Origin of the sequence: Dulcicalothrix desertica PCC 7102, from assembly GCF_003991905.1 — a bacterium.
Classification (GTDB): domain Bacteria; phylum Cyanobacteriota; class Cyanobacteriia; order Cyanobacteriales; family Nostocaceae; genus Dulcicalothrix; species Dulcicalothrix desertica.
Genome location: NZ_RSCL01000015.1, coordinates 254,098 through 278,241, shown reverse-complemented (window position 1 = coordinate 278,241; position 24,144 = coordinate 254,098). Strand labels below are relative to the sequence as shown.

General features: G+C 39.4%; 20 protein-coding genes. 10 read left to right on the top strand and 10 right to left on the bottom strand.

The features are described from left to right. Positions 1–41: 41 nt before the first annotated feature. The 4 genes from DSM106972_RS29720 to DSM106972_RS29705 all read right to left on the bottom strand — a co-directional run bounded on the left by DSM106972_RS29720 (position 42) and on the right by DSM106972_RS29705 (position 2,327). Positions 42–332 (bottom strand): hypothetical protein, encoded by a 291-nt coding sequence (locus tag DSM106972_RS29720; protein ID WP_073616608.1) that lies wholly within the window; start codon positions 330–332, stop codon positions 42–44. A gap of 36 nt (positions 333–368) precedes the next feature. After that, the gene (gene aroH / locus DSM106972_RS29715; protein ID WP_127084068.1) at positions 369–770 is read right to left on the bottom strand and encodes a chorismate mutase; all 402 of its coding nucleotides are present in this window, start codon (positions 768–770) and stop codon (positions 369–371) included. 141 nt (positions 771–911) lie between these two features. Beyond that, positions 912–1,763 carry a signal peptide peptidase SppA gene (sppA, locus tag DSM106972_RS29710; protein ID WP_127084067.1) on the bottom strand — a complete coding sequence of 284 codons (852 nt, stop codon included), beginning with the start codon at positions 1,761–1,763 and terminating at the stop codon, positions 912–914. A gap of 267 nt (positions 1,764–2,030) precedes the next feature. Beyond that, complete coding sequence (locus tag DSM106972_RS29705; protein WP_073616602.1) at positions 2,031–2,327, bottom strand: hypothetical protein; 297 nt, start codon at positions 2,325–2,327, stop codon at positions 2,031–2,033. 387 nt (positions 2,328–2,714) lie between these two features. Between DSM106972_RS29705 and DSM106972_RS29700 the strand changes: the two genes are divergently transcribed. From DSM106972_RS29700 to plsY, 4 genes are all read left to right on the top strand, one after another. Beyond that, positions 2,715–3,512, top strand: a complete 798-nt coding sequence (locus DSM106972_RS29700; RefSeq protein WP_127084066.1) for an MlaE family lipid ABC transporter permease subunit — start codon at positions 2,715–2,717, stop codon at positions 3,510–3,512. 113 nt (positions 3,513–3,625) lie between these two features. After that, positions 3,626–4,009 (top strand): DUF3119 family protein, encoded by a 384-nt coding sequence (locus DSM106972_RS29695; protein WP_127084065.1) that lies wholly within the window; start codon positions 3,626–3,628, stop codon positions 4,007–4,009. Between the two features lie 81 nt (positions 4,010–4,090). After that, a complete protein-coding gene (locus DSM106972_RS29690; RefSeq protein WP_127084064.1) occupies positions 4,091–5,257 on the top strand; it encodes a DUF3086 domain-containing protein in 1,167 nt (388 codons plus the stop codon). Between the two features lie 99 nt (positions 5,258–5,356). Continuing rightward, the gene (plsY, locus tag DSM106972_RS29685; protein ID WP_127084063.1) at positions 5,357–6,046 is read left to right on the top strand and encodes a glycerol-3-phosphate 1-O-acyltransferase PlsY; all 690 of its coding nucleotides are present in this window, start codon (positions 5,357–5,359) and stop codon (positions 6,044–6,046) included. A gap of 22 nt (positions 6,047–6,068) precedes the next feature. Here plsY and DSM106972_RS29680 read toward each other — a convergent pair whose 3' ends face one another. The 5 genes from DSM106972_RS29680 to DSM106972_RS55025 all read right to left on the bottom strand — a co-directional run bounded on the left by DSM106972_RS29680 (position 6,069) and on the right by DSM106972_RS55025 (position 15,687). Continuing rightward, positions 6,069–9,629, bottom strand: a complete 3,561-nt coding sequence (locus DSM106972_RS29680) for a PAS domain-containing hybrid sensor histidine kinase/response regulator (RefSeq protein ID WP_127084062.1) — start codon at positions 9,627–9,629, stop codon at positions 6,069–6,071. 630 nt (positions 9,630–10,259) lie between these two features. Further along, positions 10,260–12,632 carry a two-partner secretion domain-containing protein gene (locus DSM106972_RS29675; protein ID WP_158632895.1) on the bottom strand — a complete coding sequence of 791 codons (2,373 nt, stop codon included), beginning with the start codon at positions 12,630–12,632 and terminating at the stop codon, positions 10,260–10,262. Positions 12,633–12,887: 255 nt separating this feature from the next. Continuing rightward, entirely contained in the window at positions 12,888–13,286 is a 399-nt protein-coding gene (locus DSM106972_RS29670) for a filamentous hemagglutinin N-terminal domain-containing protein (RefSeq protein ID WP_127084060.1), read from the bottom strand. Between the two features lie 121 nt (positions 13,287–13,407). Beyond that, the gene (locus tag DSM106972_RS29665; protein ID WP_127084059.1) at positions 13,408–15,330 is read right to left on the bottom strand and encodes a S9 family peptidase; all 1,923 of its coding nucleotides are present in this window, start codon (positions 15,328–15,330) and stop codon (positions 13,408–13,410) included. Positions 15,331–15,561: 231 nt separating this feature from the next. Then, positions 15,562–15,687, bottom strand: a complete 126-nt coding sequence (locus tag DSM106972_RS55025) for a hypothetical protein (RefSeq protein WP_267901169.1) — start codon at positions 15,685–15,687, stop codon at positions 15,562–15,564. Positions 15,688–15,847: 160 nt separating this feature from the next. Here DSM106972_RS55025 and DSM106972_RS29660 point away from each other — a divergent pair, with 160 nt between their 5' ends. From DSM106972_RS29660 to DSM106972_RS29640, 5 genes are all read left to right on the top strand, one after another. Further along, positions 15,848–16,630, top strand: coding sequence for a DUF4058 family protein (locus DSM106972_RS29660; protein WP_127084058.1), 783 nt, complete (start codon positions 15,848–15,850; stop codon positions 16,628–16,630). Between the two features lie 60 nt (positions 16,631–16,690). Beyond that, positions 16,691–16,936: a hypothetical protein gene (locus DSM106972_RS29655; protein WP_127084057.1), complete on the top strand. Its 246-nt coding sequence runs from the start codon at positions 16,691–16,693 to the stop codon at positions 16,934–16,936. 108 nt (positions 16,937–17,044) lie between these two features. Continuing rightward, positions 17,045–18,373, top strand: a complete 1,329-nt coding sequence (locus tag DSM106972_RS53975) for a protein kinase domain-containing protein (RefSeq protein ID WP_127084056.1) — start codon at positions 17,045–17,047, stop codon at positions 18,371–18,373. Between the two features lie 2 nt (positions 18,374–18,375). Next, a complete protein-coding gene (locus tag DSM106972_RS29645; protein ID WP_127084055.1) occupies positions 18,376–19,788 on the top strand; it encodes a serine/threonine protein kinase in 1,413 nt (470 codons plus the stop codon). A gap of 185 nt (positions 19,789–19,973) precedes the next feature. After that, positions 19,974–20,666 carry a Nif3-like dinuclear metal center hexameric protein gene (locus DSM106972_RS29640; protein WP_127084054.1) on the top strand — a complete coding sequence of 231 codons (693 nt, stop codon included), beginning with the start codon at positions 19,974–19,976 and terminating at the stop codon, positions 20,664–20,666. Between the two features lie 116 nt (positions 20,667–20,782). Here DSM106972_RS29640 and DSM106972_RS29635 read toward each other — a convergent pair whose 3' ends face one another. Continuing rightward, positions 20,783–21,715, bottom strand: coding sequence for a tetratricopeptide repeat protein (locus DSM106972_RS29635; RefSeq protein ID WP_127084089.1), 933 nt, complete (start codon positions 21,713–21,715; stop codon positions 20,783–20,785). Between the two features lie 102 nt (positions 21,716–21,817). On the opposite strand from DSM106972_RS29635, the gene DSM106972_RS29630 reads away from it, so the two are divergent. Continuing rightward, on the top strand, positions 21,818–24,061 hold the full coding sequence (locus DSM106972_RS29630) for a PAS domain S-box protein (protein WP_233787925.1): 2,244 nt from the start codon (positions 21,818–21,820) through the stop codon (positions 24,059–24,061). Positions 24,062–24,144: the final 83 nt, after the last annotated feature.

The following is a 24,144-nucleotide window of genomic DNA, read 5'->3' as shown; positions in this document are numbered from 1 at the left end:
TGTTTTTGTTGGGTTACGCTTAAGCGAAACCAACCTACAAATTATATTTCAGATGAGATACTGGTAGCTTGAATCACTTCAATATTGCTGCTGAGTTCAAGCTTATCGAGTGATTCAGTAAAAAAAACAAAACCTTTATACGCAGTCGCATATTTATAAAGTTTTGTAAAGAAACCTTCCGCTGTCACAATAACTAAAGGTTCAGGATTTCGAGAAAGAATATTCAGGAAGTCCTCGCACCGCACCCTAACACCTGTACCACGGTCGCTGAATACTCTACCTGAAATCCCACCAAATTGTGCAATGCCGTTGTCTCCACCGTCAAACTTCATATTTTCTTAAGTATTCCCACGGTCTACATACGCATTCTAGACTTTTGATTTCATGACTGAATGTGATGCCTGTAACGACTGGGGTAAACTCCAATCGGGTCTTAAGTTTGCCGCTTCTCGAAGATAAATGTGATGGATAGGGGTTGACGCATTGACATAAACGTGGATTAAAAAACGGATGCAACGCTCCAAACTACCTTCAACAAACATTTGCTGCACATCAAGCATTGGTACAGAGTCCCAATAAGAACGAGTTCTGGCAATTGCAGCAGGAAATATTGCGTCTAAATCACGTGTTACAGAGAAAGTAACGCTAATTATATCTGTAGGATGTAATTGATTACGTCCTTCGAGTTCGTCTATAAGCTCTGTAACAGCTTCGCGCATTGCTTCCACCGTATTAGAAGGTACCGTCGTTGCACCACGTATTGCTCGCATCCGCCACTCTCCCTCCACGAAAATATCCTCCGTTGTCTGAAGTTACCACTTGCTATTATTCCTCAGAAATAAGAATCGTACAAATCTGTAATCGCACAATAATTGCACAATCTTTCTGTTTATTGGAAAAACAAGTAGTAATTACGGACGATATAGCCATAGAGGCAAGCCACTCGTAGAGATTTCAAATTCTAACCATTCGGCGCCTGTTGACAGCAACCTGTTTGAGAGTAAACTGTTAGAGAACAAACTACTTTGAGCTTGCTCGCGGGATAAAATCCGGTTTAATAAAGGCTTACGTTCTTCTAAAGTGAAGCATGGGGTTTTTTCTTGGTCGAGTCCAACGAGTTCGCAAGTCCAACGACGTGCGTCTTCTTCGGTACCCAAACGGTCTACTACACCCAAATCAACAGCTTGCTGCCCTGTAAAGATACGACCATCAGCAAAGCTTCTCACAGTTTCAAGAGAAAGATTTCGTGATGAAGCGACAGTTTGAACGAACTGGCTGTAGCTAATATCTATAAGTTCTTGCAGAATGTGTTCTTCAGGTTGAGTTAGTTCACGGTCAAACGACAAAATATCCTTGTAGGGACCCGATTTGATAACTTTGAAAGAAACTCCTACTTTTTCAAGCAGCCTTTCTAAGTTATTACCACGCAGTATTACACCAATGCTGCCAGTGATAGTGCCAGGGTTTGCCATGATATGCTGCGCTCCCATGCCAATATATACACCGCCGGAAGCAGAAATATTACCAAAACTTGCAACAATTTTGATTTTTTCGCCTAGTCGTTTTAATGCGCTGTAAATTTCTTGTGAGTCTCCAACAGTTCCACCAGGACTATCAATGCGAAGTAAGAGTGCTGGAAATTTTCTCTCTTCAACAGTTTTAAGAGCTTCCAACACCTGTTTACGTGTGGCGCCAGCAATAGCACCATTAATTTCTATTCGAGCAATTTGTTTGCTAAATCTAGGCTTAAAAGGCCAAACCATGAGCAGTCAAAACACCTTAATTATAAATAACGTTACTAGCCATAGTGATTAACTACTAACAATACAATCTTAATTGACTTTTCATTTTTTGCGTGTAATACCAGTGTGAGGTCATAATGCTACTCGCTACATGACCTCATATTTTTATATTAAAATTAAATCGAAAAGCCCTGTCTGAGCGCCATTCATCGCGCGCCACTTCAAAAATGCTATCAAATATTTTTTAGTATTATTTGTTACTTACTAAATTTAAGTATCGAGTACTGATTAAGAATCAAGTCTTAATATTTGGTAGCGATAATGAACATAAGTATCAAATAATGCTGCAACAAAGCTGCAAGTTAAAGCTATGGTAATTAGTCCGCGTATGGGGGCGCCACTACCAAAGGTCGCCAGAAACTGCAAAATCAGATTTGCGAATGCGCTAGCTATGGTTTGCAGACCGGGTACATACCCAATCAGCATAAAACTCGCAAGTAAGGCGCCAACGAATAGCATAGGCGCCGTAAAACCAAAAACAACAGTCAGCAGTAGCGAGCGGAGAAAGTTAATTAAAATAGTCACGACTATAGGCTCCGTGGATTAAATACAAAGCAGTCAAGTACAAGCGCCTGTCATTTACTACAATAATTTGGATTGCCCGGAATTAGGCGATAATTTAAAAATCTTAAGTTTTCATTAAAATACCTACATACTTTTTTTCAGAATATGGCGTTTTCTGAGCCTGGTATAAACCAAGCAGAGGCTAGATGTACAAAGGATGATGAGGGTCTGTACCCTCTTGCTTAATATCACAAGGCAATATTAAGAAATTTATCTTTATGAGAATAGCTTTAACCTAAGTTAATAAAAAGCTTGTAATTGCCCGTAAAATGAAGGCTACGAAAAAAATATGCTTAAATTCGCTAAGATGACGGCAGTAAGTTAAGCATACGCGCGTACATTTAAACATTGAGCGAAAGTATATCTAAATCAAGTTTAGGAGCGTGGGGTCAACGGTTACTATCGGCAGTTTTCCTTGCTGGACAGGTGATAGTTCATTTGTTGAGGGGAAAAATTCACCGACGTAACACGCTTGAACAAATGGCAGCAGTAGGACCCGACTCGCTGTTTATTGCGCTAGTGACTGCTGTGTTTGTAGGTGCAGTATTTACAATTCAAGTCGCACGGGAATTTATTAACTTTGGCGCCGGTAATATAGTTGGTGGAGTACTGTCTATAGCTCTGACGCGAGAGTTAACACCTGTATTAACCGCAGTTATTGTAGCTGGACGAGTTGGTTCGGCATTTGCTGCGGAAATTGGGACTATGCGTGTCACAGAACAAATTGATGCGCTATTGATTTTAAAAACTGACCCAATTGATTATCTTGTAATTCCTCGTACCATTGCTTGTTTGGTAATGGTTCCCATTCTGACGTTACTATCGTTAGTGACAGGGATGCTAGGGGGTTTAATAATCGCGACTAACGTGTACAACTTAGCTGACACAGTATTTTTAGACTCTGCCCGTAGCTTTCTTTCGATATGGGACATTGTTAGTTCTTTAGTTAAAGCTGGTTTTTTTGGTGCTTTGATTGCCATAATTGGCTGTAATTGGGGACTAACGACAACAGGAGGCGCCAAAGGTGTGGGACAATCGACGACAACAGCGGTTGTAACTGCACTGTTGTTAATTTTTGTCTTCAACTTTTTCTTATCAGCGGTAATGTTCCAAGGACAAGGCAGCGCTTTCCAGCAAGGAGCATAGAACATGGTCATATTGTAGAGACGCGTAAAACATCGCGTCTCTACGAGGGTTTCAGAAATCATTTGCCTGTAAAATATAAAATACCTATTAATAAATACAGGATTTAAAAGCTTATGACTTCGACAACAACAGATAGACTGTCAACTGTTGAACTAAAAGCGAGTTACAATATTCCTCTAGTTTTGGTAATTGCAGCAGTCCCACTTTTATTTGTACAACCAATTATTGGAGGCGTTTGTGCAATACTAGGCTTGTTTCTAATGGTGCAAGCAGTAACAATACGCTTACAGTTCACAGCTACAGATTTAGATCTTTATCGTGGCGAAAAGCTACTTCGACGCTTTCCATACCTTGAATGGCTCAACTGGCGGATATTCTGGTATCCAGTCCCAATATTGTTTTATTTTAAAGAAGTTAAAAGCATTCACTTTCTACCTATTATCTTTGACCCTAATACCCTAAAAGCTTGTCTAGAGCAACGTTGCCCAAAGATTTAACGCCTGCATAACGCAAATTTTATCCTTCCCAGTATTTGATAATATATGCGATTATTCATTAACCATTAACCGTTACTATATATGACCGGAGAAGAATCTCAAAACCCAGAAGCAAAAGTTGAATATCTTGGGCAAACCGGGACTCGTAGCTCTATGGAACAACAAGATTTGCAGCCCGAAGAATTAAAACCGCAAAGCGAAGAAAAAGCTGTTGCTGAAATTTTGGCACAATTAGACGCTCCACCAAAACCAGATGAGCAGGCAGAAATTACTCAAAGAATAAATGAACTAAAGCAAACCGAAGCTGGTTTAAAGCGACAAATAGCGGACTTACAAGCACAAGTAAGCGATACCCAAATGGCGATGGGAAAAATTGTGCAAGAAGTTTTAGCGCAACTTGAAACCAAAAAAAGTGCGTTGCAACTTTCAATTGAACAACTCGAGCGTCGTCAAGAGCGTATTCGTAACGAAATGCGAACCACTTTTGCAGGCGCCTCGCAAGATTTAGCAATTCGAGTTCAAGGGTTTAAAGATTATCTTACAGGCAGCTTGCAAGACTTAGCGGCAGCAGCCGAACAACTTCCGCTCGTAAACAAAGCTAGAAAAGAAAAAGTCGAAATAGAAGAAGAACCAGTACGTCAGCCAAAATATCGCGAACCTTTAGCAAATTCCGAAAATTCAGGAAATATCCAATTTGCTCCGCAACAGTTTCAAGACACTGGCAAGCAAATTCGGCGCCTAATTGACCAATACCGTACAAAACCCGACTACTACGGTCCACCTTGGCAACTTCGCCGTACATTTGAACCTATTCATGCCGAGCGCGTCTCAAACTGGTTTTTTACTCAAGGTGGACGCGGCGCCATTCGGACAATGGGCAGTAGGTTACAAAACATACTAATCTCATCCGCAGCAATATCTATATTGCACCAGCTTTATGGCGAGCGAGTTCGCACAATAGTATTAACAAGCACCCCAGAAAGGTTAGGAGAGTGGCGACGCGGTTTACAAGATTGTTTAGGTATTGGGCGCCCAGATTTTGGACGCGATGGAGGGGTAGTAATATTTGAGACAGCCGATGTTGTGGCTCAAAGAGCAGATAGACTCGTAAAGGCGAATCAAATGCCCTTTATAATCATTGATGATTCGGAAGAGCAAATTAGCCTTGGATTGCTACAATTCCCTTTATGGTTGGCGTTTGCTCCTGACCCCCGCATGATGCGAAATAACTCCGACGATGACTTTTAAATAGTGATGAGTAGAAAGTGCTGAGTGCTGAGTGGAAACGCGGCAGATTCAGCACTCAGTACTCAGCACTCAGTACTCAGCACTTTTTAACTTTTGATTATGGCTATTTGGTTAAGTTTGTGTGGAACTGTTCTGTTTGTTACTTATTTATTGGGTTCAATACCTACAGGTTATACAGCAGTAAAAATTTTAAAGGGTATTGATATTCGAGAGGTTGGTTCTGGTTCGACTGGCGCCACTAATGTGCTAAGAGCTTTGGGTAAGGGTCCTGGGGCTTTTGTTTTGTTGGTGGATTGTTTGAAGGGAGTTTTATCAATATTATTAGTGCATTGGTTTTTTGAATTTGCGACTAGTCAGAATTTAATTCCTCAAACTATAAACTTTGGATGGGAACCTTGGATGGTAACACTTGCAGGGATGTGCGCTGTGCTTGGTCACAGTAAATCTATATTTCTGGGTTTTACTGGAGGTAAATCTGTTGCCACAAGTTTAGGTATATTGCTAGCGATGAATTGGCAAGTTGGTTTGGCAACGTTTGGTGTTTTCGCTATTGTTGTGGCAATATCGCGTATTGTTTCGCTCAGTTCCTGCTTCGGCGCCGTTGCAGTATCTATATTAATGGTTCTATTTCATCAACCACTAGCTTATGTACTATTTGGTGTAGCTGGTGGAATATACGTAATTATCCGCCATCGCAGTAATATACAACGTATTTTAGCGGGTACTGAACCAAAATTAGGACAAAAATCAATAGAAATAAACGAAACACCAACCCCAACAGCAAGTTGACGTAGGGTGGGCAGTGCCCACCTTAGCAATGTACTAAGGTAAGAACTGCTTCAACAAGTTGTTCAGGGTCAACGGGTTTAGATAAATGCCTCTGGAACCCAACTGACATAGCTTGCCGTTGATCTAGTTCACCAGCATAAGCAGTAAGGGCAATTGCTGGAATTTGTCCGCTTGCTTCTTGTGAGCTTTTTCTAATGTGCCGCATAAAGCTATAGCCATCAACTTCAGGCATTCCAATATCACTAACCAAAATATTAAACTGAGACTGGGCGATAATTTTTAGCCCTTCAATTGCTGATGACGCTTGTACTACTTCCGCACCTTCTTGTTCCAACACAAAAGCAACAAAGTCCCGTGAGTCGGGGTCATCGTCCACTACTAATGCACGGATACCAGCGAGGGGAGCAGATAAAGCCATTGAAATGGAGCGAGAATCTTGAAATGGGACTTTCAATGTTTGTTGGGGTAGGGGTAAAGTTATTGTAAAAGTGGCGCCAAATCCTTCTCCTTGACTATCTGCCTTAACGGTTCCCCCGTGCATTTCGACGATTTGCCGTACAATTGCCAATCCTAATCCTAAGCCACCAAATTGACGAGTAATGGCGCCATCTTCTTGGCGGAAATGTTCAAACACATAGGGTAGAAATTCTGGACTAATCCCTTTTCCTGTATCGCGTACTTGAATTTGGACATGGGATTCAGCTTGCGTTAAGTATACCTCGACCCGACCATTTTTTGATGTAAATTTGATTGCGTTGGTTAAGAGGTTCCACATTACCTGCTGTAACCGACCTACATCACCAATAATGGGACGAACTTCTTCAGTGAAGAAATCCATCTGAATATTTTTCGCTTCGGCAGCAAGGCGAACAGTTTCGAGCGCAGCATAAATCGTATTAGCGATATTTACTGGCGCCGTGGTTAACGTCATTTTACCGCGCAAAATACGAGATACATCTAGCAAGTCTTCTATAAGCTGCGATTGGAGTTTGGCATTGCGCTCGATAATACCAAGCGCTTCGGTAATTTTTGTTGGATTAAGTTTCCTTGATTGGAGTAACTTCGCCCAGCCTAAAATAGGGTTGAGGGGAGTACGCAACTCGTGAGAGAGAACAGCAAGAAACTCATCTTTAATTTGGTTGGCACGTTCTGCCGCTTCTCGTGCCACTTGCTCTTGCTGTAGTAGCTTTTCTCGCTGTTGCTCAATTGCTTTACGCTCACTTATTTCTTTAAACATAATGGCAACTTTGCGGTTTTCGGGTTGCCCAACGCGAAAAGCATAAATGTCAAAGTAACGATTCATTGCAAGAGAGCCATGCTCAAAACGAACGGGTTCACCACTAAGAGCCACTTTCCCATAAATTTCAAACCAATGATTTTCGAGATTAGGAAGTAGTTGTCGTGCTGTTTTACCTTCTGCCTGTTTCAACCCAGTTTGTACCTCAAACGCTGGGTTCATTTCTAGAAAGCGATAATCAATAGGTGTGTTATTCTCATTAAACAGCACCTTAATTACACAAAAGCCGTCCTCCATCGATTCAAACAGTATGCGATAACGTTCTTCAGATTGGCGCAAGGCTTCAACAGCTTGTTTACGTTCAGTAATGTCTCGCGAAATTGCCAGTAGTTGTAGCACCTGCCCTCTGGTATTCAAAATTGGACTAACAATTACTTCCCACCATTTTGGGGTACCTTTTGCGGTGGGGCAATACCCTTGAAAAATGCTAACTTCGCCTCTATTGGCAGTCGCAAGTGCATGGTAAGCTTGTTGCTGAGTGTCACCTTCCCAAAAACGAACCCATTCGGTGTTGCAATAAGGCGTGAAGTCGTCAATCTCCATCACGCACATGCCACCGCTATTCATGTAAAGCAGGCGCCCATTAAGGTCTAATACCTTAATACAGTCAGGACTGCTCTCTAACATACGGTCTTTAAATTCTTCACTCTGCCGTAGGGCTTCTTCTGTGCTTTTACGGTCTGTTATATCAACACAAGCACCTGTTATATACGCAGGTTTGCCGTCCTCGTCGAAAAATGTTTTGCCTTTATCCGAGAGCCAACGAATGCTGCCATCAGGATACACCACACGGAAATCCATATCAAAGTCGGCGCCTTCCGTAGCGCACCGTTGACACCGATCTATTACACCTTGACGGTCATCAGGATGCACCATCTGGATAAAAGCATCTAAACTCCGCGCCGTTTTTCCCAGTGGTAAACCGAATAAGCGGTCAAGGTTGTTATCCCAATCCAGAGCATTAGTACTAATATCCCAGCGAAACGTCCCTGTTTCAGCCGCAAATAAGGCAGCTTGTAATCGTTCCTGAGCCATGCGTAACAGTTCTTCACTTTGTTGCAGGGCAGTTTCAGCTTGTTTACGGTCGGTAATATCGGTAAGGGCGCCTGGAAACGAGATTGCATTTCCTTGGGAGTCATACTCAGCCCGTCCTCGCGCAATTACCCATCGCTCCTGCCCTTGAGCATTGTAGACACGGTACTCAGCCGTATAATCTTCTCCAGTTAAAATTGCACGTTCGATAAGGGTAGTAACGTGAGAACGGTCGTCCACATGAATGCCTTTAAGAAACTGCGTAATCGGCAAGCCCGCGACAGATGTTTCTGCGTCAAGCCCAAACAGGTTTGCAAAGTAGGCATCAGTAAACACCAAATTGTTAGGGATATCGCAGCGCCAAGTATAAATTGAACCTGCAGCTAATGCCGCTTCGAGTTGGATATGAGCTTCTTGTAAAGAAAGTTCCGCCTGTTTGTGGTCGGTAATGTCTTGTACATTGCCCAGCATTCGCACGGCTTGATTCGCTGCATTGTAGTAAACCAGCCCGCGTGAATCAACCCACCGTACACCATTGGGATGAAGAATACGATATTGAACTGCATAATTCTTACCCTGCTCAACCGCTTCTGCTAAGTATTCACTCACCCAAACACGGTCTTCTGGATAAATATGTTCCAGCCATTGCTCATATGAAACCGTGCGGGTGTCAGGCGCAATACCAAAAATAGCGCAGTATTGCTGAGAAACGTGAGCAATATTTGTAGCAAAGTTCCAGTCCCAAATACCAGAATACGTAGCTTGTTGCACTAACTCTAATCTAGAGATATTTTCGCGCAGCAATTCAAGTGCCTGTTCGCGCTCCTCTTGAAATTGGTTTTTCTGGAATTGTGACGGTGAGATTTGCCGAAATTTTAATATTATTCCATAGGGCGCCGAACCAGAATTTTGAAACAACGGTTGAGCATCAATAGTAAGCCAAATTAATTCTTCATCTGGGTGATAAAGCCCCATCACGACATTAAACTGTGGTTGTCCAGTTTGTAGCGCTATCATTGCAGGATGGGTTTCACCAGTAAAATTAGTTCCATCTTCATAAATTGCTTGCCAGGGGGAATGCGTCCAAGTCCAGCCTACGATTTGCTCGGTTGTTAATCCTAAAAGTTTCTCAGCAGCAGCGTTACAAGCCTGAATCTTGCCATCCGCTAACTGTAGTACCATTCCCTCTTCTGCTAAAGACTGTGAGGGGGCGCCGAAATCTTTTGTTTGAGTGGAGTCATCAAATTCGTGCATAAACGCTTTTTAACTAGACCGAACGCGGCATTATCTATAGTTTATTAGAAAAAAGATTAATATCTACTACCGCACAGGCTGCATTTGTAACTTGATGCACAAAAATTTGCTCAGTAAAATAGAACCTAAAAAGTAGAACTTTACGTTACTCTCAAACTTGATTGCTTTACACAATCTGAAATATTATAGTACAAATTACATATCAGCAGGCGCCTGTGCCACAGCAAATAAGTGATTTTTATGTACTACTTGAGTCTTAGATTGATGGAATTTGTGTTACTGGCGCTGTATTTGTAGCAGTCCGCACATTATTTGTATTCACGTAGTGTACCGCAGGTAAATCCGCACGCTGTAAAGACCGAATTAATACGCTTTCTACGTAAATGTATTTTATACAAAAACTCTCAGAACAGCTATATATACTTTTTGCCATCTAAAGTTTTATTTAATACTTTTCAAGCATTCTTCAAGAGGATGTTGGAAAAGTATAAAATTAAACTTTAGTCCTAAAAAATTCCCCAACCCCCCTTGATAAGGGGGACTTAAATGCCTCTTTTCCCCCCTTATTAAGGGGGGTCAGGGGGGATTAATCCAAGAATTGCGTATCAAATATAACTTTTCAAACAACCTCTAAGAGCATTGTGAAAGTTGCACCGTATTTACATCATAATTAGATGTATTGTTTAATAAAATTCTGCCGTCGCTAGTTTTTACGAGTTGCGTTGCTTCGTTAATTTTGTCTCCTAATTTCCAGCTTGAAGTGCGAATGGTAAAATTTGTATTTTTAGTAAGTACTGTATTGATAGTGTTAATTGCTTGTGGTTTTGTAAGCGTATATTGTACTTCTTGATTATCAGGTGTTTGAGGTAAACCACCATTACCTGTTACTACAAAACGGCTTTGCGCTGCATTGCGGTTAACTAAACAGCTAGAAGCAACTGCTTGTTCTGCATTAATAAAATTACTTGCTTGTTGTTGAAGTGAATTGTCTTGTTTAATATCTGGAGTTATGATTTTAATTTCTCCGTTGCTGGCACCAGTTGCAGTGATGCTACTGTTAAAATTAAATAATCCTTGAGTGTTGATAGTAATATTACCACCTTTTTGTTGTACTGCATTAGCGCTGATTAGACTTTCGGTAAGAGCAATTGTGCCTATATTTAAATTAATATTGCCACCATTACCGGGACCACGGGCATCAGTAGAAATACTACTATCACGACGAAGAAGCAAATTTTGACTTATAAGTGCTATATTTCCACCATTGCCAGATGCCGTTACTGCTGAGAGGGCGCCTTGGTTATCTAACTTTACGGCGCCTGCATTTATTGTAACTGTTCCAGCTGAACCTGTACCCGAATTATTCACACCAACACGCGCTGCATTTGCGATTGTTAGTATCCCAGTATTAATAGTAATATGTCCACTGTTACCACTGGGAAATTCTGGTAGATTAAATGCGCTTTGAAAACTTCGGTTAAGTGCAACACTTGATGCTAAGATACTATTATCCAAGACTTGCACATCTTGATTTGCATTAATAGTAATGCTGCCGGCATTTCCATTACTACTACTAGCAGTATTTATATTTCCGCCATTTGCAATAGTTAAACTATTAGTGTTAAAATTAATATTGCCAGCATTACCTAAACCTAAATTTGAGCTAGAAATGGTGCTAACTCCAAATATAGTTTTTGCAGTGCCATTAACTTCTATATTTGAAGCATTTACATTTACATTACCACCATTACCACGACCAAAACTTGTTGCAGAAATCGCACCACCATCTAATACAAATAAATTTGGCGTATTAACGAATATATCACCAGATTTGCCACGGTCTAAAGTGATAGAAGCAATACTGCTAAATGCTGCTGGATTAACCGGAGATACTCCCGCTACTTTTGTAGATTCTGTAGCATTAATATATACATTACCTCCATTACTTTGACTGTAGCTTCTGCTACCAATAGCACCTCCATCCTCAATAATTAACTGTTTAGTATTAACATAAATATCTCCAATGCTCCCTGCCACAGTGTTATTTCCTATTGTGCTACGTACTATATTATTCGGCGCCGTACCTTTTAATTCCAGAGTTTCAGAAGCATTAACTCTGATATCTCCTGCTTTTTGAACACCTATATTTTGCACTGAAGCCACCGAACCATCAGTTAAGCTGACTGAACGACCGTTTAATTGAATCGAACCACCACCATTACCAGTTGCATCTAATAGCGAAGAACGCGACAAAGAAATATTCTCAAATGAAGATACATTTTCATATCCAAAACTAAAGCGATTATCTATCTTTAAACCAACTGTTGAGTTGCTACTAACACTACCTAATTTTATTTGACCTTGCGGCGCCGTTAATATACCCCCATCTAAATTGACTTGAGAACCAACCAGCGCTAATGTTTTTCCTGGTTTTGCATGTAACCCTGTTGTGTTACCCATATTTATATATGGTGCAAAATTAGGGTCTTGGGCAGTTAATTGGTGTCCTGCACCATTAACTGAAATTTTTCCTGGATTACTGCCAAATCCTAAGCCGATAGGAACACTTTGCGTTAGAATAGAAACGCTACTACTCGTATTTTGAGTAGCAAATACTTTACCATCAGCGAAACTAATATTGCTTGCTGTTGTCGCCAGAAACGAACCGTTCAAATCAAGGTTGGCGCCGCTGTTAAATACAATACCATTTGGATTCATTAAAAATAAATTGGCGCCACCGAGTACTCCAAGTGTTCCATTAATATTTGATGAACTTGTACCTGTGACACGAGCAAATATGTTTGTAACATCCGTAGGGTTTGTAAAATAAACCCCAGATGAAGGATTGATGTTGAAACTGCTAAAGCTATGAAATAGATTACTGCCTACTTGGGCACCACCATCAACTCTATCGGTCAACACCCCATTGATATTGATGTTAGGCGCCAGTGTTGTGTTCATACTACCATCGGGAATAACCTGGGCAGTTGCAGGCTGCAGCATGAACAAACATATAGCGAGAAATGAAACAGGTGTGATTTGCATTATTATAATTCTCATTCATGCTTCTATATTTCCCATAAAAAAAGAAAAGTACACATTTGATGAACCCGAACCTGTAACACATAACTACTTGGGCACTAGCTGGTTGCAGCTTAAATTAAACATAAAGCAAAAGATGAAACAAGCGTAATTTGCATTGATTATAATTTTCACTGTTAGGTTCTATATTTTATGAAAAAGAAATAAAATACACCATTACCTTTTCCAGTTGTTGTCGTTGTAATTACGGCGCCAGCCATAACCAAATATAATTCCATTTGGGTTCATCAAAAATAAATTAGCATTACCTTCAACGCCCAATATTCCGTTAATATTAGAAAGATTGGCGCCAGTTACACGAGTAAATATATTTGTAACATCTGTCGGATTTGTAAAATATACACCGCGTCCTGTATTAATATTAAATTCACTAAAACTGTGAAATAAGTTATTACCGCTTTGGGCGCCACCTTCAATTTTATCGCTGAGTACGCCATTGATAATCATATTCGGTCTCAATATAGTTCCAATGGTGTTGTCAGGAACTATTTGAGCTTTTAGAGGTGTGGGTAGAAATGTAGAAAGGAATAATAAAGTCGGTATGAAAAATCGCATAGTCTTTGCTGATAACTCTATTTTATATTTTCCTGTATAAAGAAATAAAAAACAAAATTACAACAATATTTGAAGAAGATTTAAATAGGACAGGCAGGGATGCCTGTTCCACAAGATGTTATTACAAATTGTCTATTTGGACTGTTTGTACATTGTCTGCTAGTTCAAATTTAAAGACGCGGGAGTAAAAATAGATTTCTCCTTCTAGTGCGCTTTTGATGTTTTCTGCACTGCGAAACCCGTGTTGTTCTCCGGGGAAAGCGACGTATGCAACGGGTAAACCTTTTTGCTGTAATGCTTCTACCATGATTTCGGCTTGGTTAGGAGGTACAATTTTATCTTCTAAACCTTGGAAGAAAATTACAGGGCAAGCAAGTTTTTCTGTAAAGTGGACGGGAGAACGCTCAATATATAAGTCTTTCCTTTCTGGATAGGCGCCTATCAAACCGTCTAGATAGCGTGACTCGAATTTATGTGTATCTCTGGCTAATGCTTCTAGGTCGCTTACACCATAATAACTGGCGCCTGCTTTGAAAGTATCACGAAAAGTTAACGCGCATAAAGTAGTATATCCACCAGCACTTCCACCAGCAATAGCCAAACGGTTTCCATCTACTAACCCTTGTTCAACTAAGTATTTCGCACCATTTGCACAATCATCAACATCAACAATACCCCAAGTACCTTCTAAACGCTGACGATATTCGCGACCATATCCAGTACTTCCACCATAATTTACATCGAGAACTGCAATTCCGCGACTTGTCCAATATTGAATGCTTAAACTTAAACTTGTGGAAGTTGCTGCGGTTGGGCCTCCATGACTTTTTACTAATAATGGTGGTTTTTCACCGAATGGCGCCGTGTAATCTTGGTTTTGTGGTGGGTAAAATATTGCAAACGCAGTTTTTCCGTTTGTCGTAGGAAATTCAATTCCTTGAACTTGTGAAAGATAATCACTATCAACAGTAACTTCACTTGCACGCCGTAAAACTGTGCGTTGAAGAGTAGCTAAATCTAATACAACGAGTTCTGTAGGTTGAGTTGGGGCGCCACCGTTAAATACTACCTTACCAGGCGCCACTTGTAACGAGCTAATTTCCGTATAAGGCAAATCAAAAGTTTCTAATTGACGTGAAGTGATATCAAGACTAGCTAACTTCCAAGTTCCCTGCTGAGTATAACTACAAATAATTCGATTATTAGATTCAATACCGTATGTACAAGTGCCTAAAATCCATTGTGGCTTACCAAATTCTGCGGGTATTGGTGTTAAATTTTCAATACTATCACCCGCAGTACAATAAATATTCCACCAACCAGTTCTATCTAAAATAAAGTATAATCTTCCATCTGCCGACCATTCTGGCTGACATACAGACTCCTCGGCGCCACCTGCAATTTTTTTCGCATCACCTATCGAACCATCACTTTGTACATCTCCAACCCATAACTCAGCACTATCCCAAGGCATTTTAGGATGATTCCAAGTTAACCAAGCCAACTGTGAACCATTAGAACTAAGACGAGGCGATGTATAAAAATCATTACCAGATACTAAAGTTTGTATATCACTATTTTCCAAATTAATAGCGACAAGCTTATTAATAGGCTCATGCTCACCTGCGGTATGGTCTTCACATACGCAAATAATTCTGTTTCTCTGGGCATCTAATATACCATCACCATAACGCATGGCAACATCAGGAGTTAAAGCAACAGCATTTTCACCACTTTGATAATATAAACGCTGGTCGGCAAAATTGGAAAAATATACTGTTCCGTTTGCTACAAAATAGGCGCCTCCACCATACTCATGAACACGAGTACGTACATTAAAACCATCTGGAGTAACATCATGAATAGTACCATTGGGCGCCTGTTTTACAATCACATTGCGTCCCTTCTCAGTCGGTCGTAACTCAGTCCAGTAAATATCTTCACCATCAAGTGATATTTGCCCTAGTCCAATAGTTGCCCCCGTAATCAAATCAGTAGTAATAGGTGATTTCCAAGACCCGTATGGCGCTACTTTAGGTGTCATTGCTTTTTATGCATCCCTAGATTTTGACTTTTATATTCTAGACTGCAATTGTAGAATCCAATTATGGAATCCAATTGTGGAATGGGCATCCTTGCCCGTTCCAGACATAAGGGTGGGCAGTTCTAGATATAAGGGCGGGCAGGGATGCCCGCTCCACAAGAGAATTTTGAATATTTTTATTTGTAAGTTCTTGATTTGCTTTCTTACATTTTATTTAAATTTTTATATAGTTTAAACAGATATTAAATAATTCTGTTTTAACTCACTTTTTGCCTGCTTCAAGTTACTTTTTTGCCATTTAAGCTTATGAATTTCCCATGCTTGAGGCATTTGCTCCCAAACACGCTCGTCCAGCAAATTTCCACCTGCTTTTGGTGAACTAGTAATGTCAAGTATAGTACGTAGGCTCTACAATAATATTAAAGGTAGCCAGTCTCTCAACTGCTACACTTGTACTATATTCTAATCTATAGATATATTTCTATAAAGCAATATTTATATATTTTAAGAAAATATTATGCCTTCACCATTCCCAGGTATGAATCCTTACTTAGAACACCCAGAATTATTTCCAGGGTTTCATCATTGGTTAATTATTGAAATTGCTAGATTTATCTCTCCTCTATTGCGTCCTAAATATCGTGTTGCAGTTGAGGTAAGAATGTACGAAGTAAATAAAACAAATTCATTAACAGTTGGTATCCCTGACATATCAGTTATCAACCGAAAATCTAATACTCAGTCAACGCAAACAAACACTGCTGTTGTAACACCTGTATCTCAACCGCAACGTGTCAAAATTCCTGTGCCACTATCTATACGTGAAGGATACTTAGAAGTCCGTGAAGTGGAAACAGATATATTAGTCACTACGATTGAAATTTTATCACCTAGTAATAAGCGGGGAAAAGGAAGACAGCAGTACGAAGAAAAACGTGAAGAAATTTTGGCAACTCGTACTAATTTAGTAGAAATTGATTTATTACGTAGTGGCAAAGCAATGCCATTAGCTGAAGATCAAATTAGCAGTGATTATCGAATTTTAGTATGTCGTGGTGATAATCGTCCCTACGCTGATTTATATGCGTTTAATGTTCAGGATACAATACCTTTATTTCCACTCCCTCTACGCTTAGGCGATACAGAACCCGTTATTAATCTTTATACGCTGTTAAATGATATTTATGATGTATCAGGTTACGATTTAGTCATTGATTATAATAAACCCCCAGTTCCACAACTAGTTAAAAATGATGGCGCCTGGGCAGATATTTTATTACGCGAGCAAGGCTTAAGATAAACCGTCTCTATATCAAATAATTAATCACTGCACAGGCTTTTCGGCCTGTGCCACAATGATGTGTTGAGCCTCAAATTTGGGAACCCTAGAATTAGGGTTGATTTATGGGGACTCGAAATGCAGGCGCCATTGCATCAAGTCGGCGATATTATTAGTGATACCCAGCAACAGTACCGTGTTGTAGGTATCTTAGGTGAAGGTTCGAGCGGTGTTACTTATGCTGCGGAAAATACCACCCAGTCTGCTGTAACCGTTGCGCTGAAAGTCTTATCGCTTCAGCATACTAGTGCAGCATGGCTAAAATAACTATCCAGTTAGAAAAAGCTAAAAAGCTTATTAAATAAGGTTTTTTTCCTTCTGCCCTCTGCCCTCGTACTTCTGCCTTCTTGCACTAGTGATTGGAAAACGTTAGAGTTGTTTGAACGTGAGGCAAAAGTACTAGCGCAACTCCAGCACAGAGGAATTCCACGTTATCATAATTCTTTTTACGTTGATACAGAAAAAGACCGCAAATTTTATATAGTCCAAGAGTTGGCAAAGGGAAAATCGCTTTTCTCTTGGGTAGAACAAGGATGGCACGCTTCGGAAGCTACTGTGCGGCAAATTGCCCAGCAAATACTAGTAATTTTAATTTATTTACAAAAATTTAACCCTCCTGTTATTCACCGTGATATTAAACCGCAAAATATTATTCGTGGTGAAGATGGTTCTTTAGCTTTGGTTGATTTCGGCGCCGTTCGGGATACATACTACAGCACTTTGATGCGAGGTAGTACAGTTGTTGGTACATATGGATATATGGCGCCTGAACAGTTTCGCGGTCAAGCAGTACCAGCAACTGATTTATATGGGTTGGCAGCAACGCTACTATTTTTGTTAACACACCGCGAGCCAAAAGACCTACCAACAGATGGTTTAGCTATCGATTTTCGTTCGCGAGTTCAAGTTACAGATAGTTTTGCTAATTGGTTAGAAAAAATGCTCGAACCTGATGCAAATGAACGATTTGTATCAGCACAAGCAGCGCTGACCGCTTTACGTCAACAGCCAAAAAATCTTCAAACTCCAACTAAATTCAAACCATCTGACACGATAATTGGAGGAGTGTTAGTAACACTTGTCGCATTATGGGCAGGTAACGCATTTAAGTGGAAAGTATTAAGTGCGTTTGGATTTACGCCAAGCGGAATTTGTGAAAATATAACTGTGCTGCAAAATTACCTTAATCAAGGTGGTAATCCTGATACTCGCGCTTATTATTTTCGGCACTTTACTTATTCGCCATTTAACGAAAAAGGAGACAGCAAATATCCATTATTATTTTGTGTTTCTCCTGAAGGTGTCAAGCTATTACTAAAGCATGGTGCCAATCCAAATATTAGAGAATTAGGCGAGCCTATACTTTTCACAGCAATCAAATCTAATGATTTAAACTTAGTCAAATTGCTATTGGAATACGGCGCCGACCCTAACACTAAAATCATACAGAAAATGAAACCACTTTACGAGTACCCTATATTGCACGAGGCTGTACAGTACGGTCAAATTGAAATTGCAGAACTACTTATAAGCAGTGGTGCCGAAATTAACGCAAAAGACACAGGTGGCTATACGGCACTTGATGTTGCAGCAGCAGCTTATCAAAAAAACGCTGGGCAAATGCTTTTATCAAAAGGAGCAATTGCCAAGTTATATTCAAGTTCTCAACGCATTCGTGAATTGCAGCAAGAAAGTAAAAAATAAGCATGAATACTTTAAATACTGCTGATATAATTGCAGGGCGTTATCAAATTATCAAAATTTTAGGACATGGTGGAACTAGTATTACTTATGCTGCAAATGATTTACAACTTGGAAAACCTGTAGCACTTAAAGTCCTTTCTTTACATCGAATCAATGATTGGAAAGTACTAGAGCTATTTGAACGAGAAGCCAAAATCCTCGCAAACCTTGAACATTCTAGTATTCCTCAATATATAGATTATTTTCAAGTTGAAACTGAAGAAGAAAAAGCTTTCTATCTCGTTCAACAACTAGCACCTGGAAAACCTCTATTTGATTGGATAAATGAAGGTTGGCACCCAACTATCAAAGAAGTGCTAATTATCGCGGCTCAAGTTCTAAAAATTCTTGTTTATTTACAGCAGTTGACTCCTGCGGTTATTCATCGCGATATCAAACCACAAAATATTATTCGCTCTGACGACGGCAAAATATTTCTTGTTGACTTCGGCGCCGTTCAAGATACATATCAAAATACCGTGACTGGTGGAAGCACTATTGTTGGGACATTTGGATATATGGCGCCTGAACAATTTCGGGGTCAAGCTGTATTGTCAACTGATTTGTACGGACTTAGAACAACGCTTTTATTCTTACTCACAGGTCAATCTCCAGCAGATTTACCACAACGTCAGCTAAAAATTAATTTTAAATCAGCAATTCAATTGTCAAAACATTATGCAGATTGGTTAGAGCGGATGATTGAACCTGTTAGTGCAGCAAGATTTACTTCTGCCCAACAAGCTTTAGAAGCTTTACTTGGAAAATCTTTACCACCATGTCCTTTAATTTATAAGCGTCCTAAAAACACTGCAATTCAATTAACACAAACAATCAATAAATTGATTGTTGATATTCCTAGCACTCTTTTAAATAGCCCGCAAAGCTTTTGGCTTGGAATGGCGCCGCTTTTTGGAAGTGTTTTTAGCCTAGTAGTTATATATGATTTGATTTTTCAAGTTGTAGAACCAGGACTTCGACTACAACAAGAAGTAGAAGTATATTTTCGCACGCTAATGGTGATGCTTAGTTTCCAAATGGCTGCTAGTATCTGGATTACTGCTACAAAAAGTTTACTTTTTAGTGGCATTTTTCATACTCGCATTGAAATAATGACTTGGCAAGAAATTAAAGTAGTAAAAAGTTTATTGAATTTCTGGAATATCAAGAGCGAATTTACTGCTGACCAAAATATATCAGAAGTGCGGTTAGAACAATATAAGCTTCTATTTTGGAAGTTTACTAATTTTTACTGTGCTTTAAAAACTGGGTCAAAGAAGCTTAAGTTTGGACTGTTTTTGAGTCGGGATGAAAAAGTGTGGATCATAGAGGAGATTAGGAGATTTATTGAAACATCTAAAAATAATCAAAATTGAATGCTATATTTTCAACCTTTAGATACATTTTTGGAAATTCTATCATTTGTAAAATAATATAGATTTTAAATCCCCCCTAACCCCCCTTAATAAGGGGGGAATAAGAGGGGTTTTTAGTTTATTTTATTTTTAGAAAAAAAAAGAATTTAAAGCCCTCCCTTATTAAGGGGGGGGTTGGGATTAACATGCATTTAGACACAATTACTAAATTTCTCAACACATTTTTCCAGGTTGAGCGCTATAACGAAGATGAACAAGGTGGTATATACCTTCCCTCCACGCGCTCCATCAAACGTTTGGGTTTAGCATTAGAACCTTGGGATGGTTTATATAACTGGGTAGCAAATCAACATATTGATGCATTATTTTTACATCGACCTTGGAAGCTTGATGTCGAACAACTCCCACCCGATATAGGAGTAATTTCTTATCATTTGCCGTTTGATGAATCCTTGACACTAGGATTTAATACTCGCTTGGCTGATGTATTAAGCTTTTCTAATTTAGAAGTATTTGGAGAAAAGCAAAATAGACCAATTGGGATGATTGGACAGGCGCCTAATCAAACGTTTACTGATATATTTAATTGTGTAAAAGAAATATTTAATGGGTACGAGCAAATACGGGCGGCAAGTGAAAACGAAGTCAAAAAAGTTGCGGTGGTTGGCGCCATGACAGATTTGCTGGTACGAGAAGCCGCATCACACGGTGTTAATGTTTACATAACAGGACAACTTAGACAACCAGCTGCACAGGCAGTTATTGATACTCAAATGTCTGTAATTGCTGTTGGGCACTATCGCTGTGAAATTTGGGGTTTACATACCCTAGCTAGCATCCTACAACAAAGGTGGTCAAAGTTATATTTAGTTCACTAATTGTATATGGCTAATCGGTATTAGATACGCGCAATTATAAAATAATTTTGACTTGAACCCACACCCACTTTATGCGTAATAATAAACGCGCTTATAATACCGTCTAGCATTTATGGCTAGCAATTGAGTAGAGCTTGAAAGCGTTCGTCTTGACGTAATGAGTCAAATTGAGCATCTGTTTGGATAATTTGTAAATATTTACCTGGATGAATGCTTATCGCTTGACGGAAGTTTTCTACCGCGCGGTCGATATTCTGTAGTACCATGTAGCAACGACCTCTGTTATACCAAACAGCGTCATCACTAGGCGCCAGTTCCAAAGCTTGGTTGTAAGATGCAATCGCATTTTCGTAGTTTTTCAACTGTTCCCAAGCAAAGCCTTTGTGCAGCCAAGCCTTATAATATTGAGGTTGAATTGTTAACGCACGGTCAAAGCTAAGAATCGCTTTTTCATGGCATCCCCATTCACTTAAATTTACACCTCGATAGTACCAAGCCAACAAGTTTTTGGGGCTAAACTCGATAGCACGGTCATAGCTATTTAGCGCTTCTTCATAACGTTCGAGCTGTTTGAGCGCATTACCTCGGTTATACCATGCCCAATAAGCATCTGGCTGTAACTTTAACGCACGGTCAAAGCTGAGAACTGCTTTCTCATACTTCCCTAAATCACATAACGTCAAACCACGATTGTGCCATGCGGTTGTTCCGTTGGGATTAAACTCGATTGCACGCTCAAAACTATTGAGTGCTTCGTTGTAACGTTCTAACTTACCAAGAGCTATCGCTCGGTTATGCCAAACCCAGCAATCATCGCTTTTGAAAGTTAACATTTGGTCAAAACAACCAATAGCCAGTTCGTGTTTACCTAAAGAACCTAGTGCGAAACCCTTTTGGAATAAGGCTTCGGGATATTCTGGCTTGCATCGCAGCGCTTTGTCAAAACTCGCTATAGCTGCTTCAAACTTTTCTGTCTTGTTACGGCGCAGTCCTTGCTGGAAAAAAAATTCTGCTTCCAGGTTAAGGGACAACTTAAAAGAATTTTGCATCATACCTTAGGATGATTTTTCAACTCACATTCCCCAAACAATAACACGTCTTTATGGGTAAATTGTTAACCTTTGATAAAAAATCTTAAATTATAGCTACTTTTGGTAGCAATAAATACATGTACAAGAGTTAAGAGTGATAGATATTACGATTCTAGGGGAAGAATAAATACAAACGACGTTGGCGCCACGCTCCTTATGGAATATATTAAGCAGCAAAATCTAAACCCAGTTCAAGACAAGCTATTAACCCCTAACTCGATAGAAAATGCGGACTTCTTTCGTAACATTTGGGATGTTGTGGAGTGCGGCATCATGGTTTTGGATGTTTTGGATAATGGTGCAGAATATCGCTTTGCTGCTTTTAACCCTGCTTTTCAAAGAATGAGTGTAATGCCAACCGAAACTTTATTAGGCAAAACGCTTAAAGAAACTTTACCTGATACCGTAGTTAAACCATACCGCGTAAAGTATATAGAGTGCGTGCGTACAGGTAAAACGGTTTCTTTTGAGGAACAGTTTTGGGTAGACGGCAAACAAAGTTGGTGGCAACTAGATGTGGCGCCATTACGTGATGAAAATTCGCAGGTACATCAGCTTGTTATAAAAGTTAAAGATATCACCACGCACAAAGCAGAAATTGAAGAGCGTCAAGTTATTCAACAAGCTTTACAAGGAAACGAGGAATACCTTCGTAACCAAGAACAATTCCTTCGCAGTATTTACGATGGCGCCCAAAATCCTTTTATTGTCGTGGATGTTTTGGAAAATGGTGAATATCACTATGCTGGTTGGAACAAAGCTGCTGAAGCAATAACTGGTATTAAAAGACAAGAGATAAGAGGGAAAACATTTGAAGATATATTCGGCGCCATTGAAGCAGCAAAATTACGAAAACATTATGATAAATGTGTACAGCTTGGTCAAACGAAATCGTTTGAAGATTTTTTTCTGCATGATGGTCAAACTTTCTGGTTATTAACTCAACTACATCCTTTATTCGATAACGATGGCAGAATATATCGTATTGTCGCTACATGTATAGATATTAGCGAACGCAAACGTGTCGAAGAAGCTCTACGAATTAGCGAAGCAAGATTTCGCGGTTTAGTTGAAAATGCCAACGATATTATATTTGAATACTCTGCCGACGGAAAATTTACTTATGTTTCTCCACGAATTGTAGATATATTTGGGCACCAAGTATCGGAACTAATAGGAAAACAGACTAGTTCTAATGTTCATCCTGAAGATGTAGTAAAAATTACAGCGTTAAGTAAATATGTTGTTGAAACAGGCAAAAAACAAGAAGGAATAGAATTTCGTATTCAGCATCAAGACGGGAGATATATTTGGGTAACATGCAGCGTTTCACCTGTATTAGACAGTTTGGGCAACATTACAGCAATGCAAGGTATTCTTCGAGATATTCATGAAAAGAAAGCAGCAGAAGAAAGCTTACAGCAAAAAGCACAAGATTTAGAACAAGCACTTCAACAACTTCAACGTACCCAAGCGCAACTTGTCCAAAGCGAAAAAATGTCATCACTTGGTCAGCTTGTAGCAGGAGTTGCACACGAAATCAATAATCCTGTTAGCTTTATTTACAGTAATCTTGAACCTGCTAAAAGTTATATCAATGATTTACTACATTTAGTTTACTTGTATCAAAAATATCATCCAAACCCAGCTTCAACTATTACAGAAGAAATTAATGCTATTGACCTTGAATTTATTAAAATAGACTTACCCAAATTGCTTACTTCCATGAAAATGGGCGCCGACCGTATCAAGCAAATTGTTTTATCCTTAAGAAATTTTTCTCGAATGGACGAAGCTGAATATAAAGAAGTCAATATTCACGAAGGAATTGATAGTACGCTTGTAATACTTGAACATCGTATCAAAGCAACAATTAATCGTCCAGCAATTAATATTACTAAGCAATACGGAAATTTACCACTCGTTGAATGTTATGCAGGTCAACTAAATCAGGTATTTATGAATATAATTGGTAATGCGTTAGATGCATTAGAAGAACGAGACCTTAAGCGTCCACTTGCTGATATTGAAATTTTACCTAGTTATATAAATATAACAACTGAGAATAATAATAAATATATAAATATTAAAATTACAGACAATGGTTCTGGCATCCCACCTTCAGTCCAAAAACGTTTATTCGACCCATTTTTTACCACTAAACCCATTGGTAAAGGTACTGGTATGGGTTTATCTATTAGCTACCAAATTATTACTGAGAAACATCACGGTGATTTGCAGTGTATTTCATCACCAGAACAAGGTACTACATTTATCATCAAAATTCCCATAAAACAAGGGTAATGTAGCACAGGCATCCTGGCTGTGTTATGTAAAGATATATAAAGTAAAATAAGTGTAAATTCTCAGTATAACCATAATTACTC

Excerpts from the sequence above, each read along its gene's own strand:
- DSM106972_RS29720 (WP_073616608.1), bottom strand. The coding sequence starts at position 332 with ATGAAGTTTGACGGTGGAGACAACGGCATTGCACAATTTGGTGGGATT.
- aroH (WP_127084068.1), bottom strand. The coding sequence starts at position 770 with ATGCGAGCAATACGTGGTGCAACGACGGTACCTTCTAATACGGTGGAA.
- sppA (WP_127084067.1), bottom strand. The coding sequence starts at position 1,763 with ATGGTTTGGCCTTTTAAGCCTAGATTTAGCAAACAAATTGCTCGAATA.
- DSM106972_RS29695 (WP_127084065.1), top strand. The coding sequence starts at position 3,626 with ATGACTTCGACAACAACAGATAGACTGTCAACTGTTGAACTAAAAGCG.
- DSM106972_RS29690 (WP_127084064.1), top strand. The coding sequence starts at position 4,091 with ATGACCGGAGAAGAATCTCAAAACCCAGAAGCAAAAGTTGAATATCTT.
- plsY (WP_127084063.1), top strand. The coding sequence starts at position 5,357 with ATGGCTATTTGGTTAAGTTTGTGTGGAACTGTTCTGTTTGTTACTTAT.
- DSM106972_RS29680 (WP_127084062.1), bottom strand. The coding sequence starts at position 9,629 with ATGCACGAATTTGATGACTCCACTCAAACAAAAGATTTCGGCGCCCCC.
- DSM106972_RS29675 (WP_158632895.1), bottom strand. The coding sequence starts at position 12,632 with ATGCTGCAGCCTGCAACTGCCCAGGTTATTCCCGATGGTAGTATGAAC.
- DSM106972_RS29670 (WP_127084060.1), bottom strand. The coding sequence starts at position 13,286 with ATGCGATTTTTCATACCGACTTTATTATTCCTTTCTACATTTCTACCC.
- DSM106972_RS29665 (WP_127084059.1), bottom strand. The coding sequence starts at position 15,330 with ATGACACCTAAAGTAGCGCCATACGGGTCTTGGAAATCACCTATTACT.
- DSM106972_RS29660 (WP_127084058.1), top strand. The coding sequence starts at position 15,848 with ATGCCTTCACCATTCCCAGGTATGAATCCTTACTTAGAACACCCAGAA.
- DSM106972_RS29645 (WP_127084055.1), top strand. The coding sequence starts at position 18,376 with ATGAATACTTTAAATACTGCTGATATAATTGCAGGGCGTTATCAAATT.
- DSM106972_RS29640 (WP_127084054.1), top strand. The coding sequence starts at position 19,974 with ATGCATTTAGACACAATTACTAAATTTCTCAACACATTTTTCCAGGTT.
- DSM106972_RS29635 (WP_127084089.1), bottom strand. The coding sequence starts at position 21,715 with ATGCAAAATTCTTTTAAGTTGTCCCTTAACCTGGAAGCAGAATTTTTT.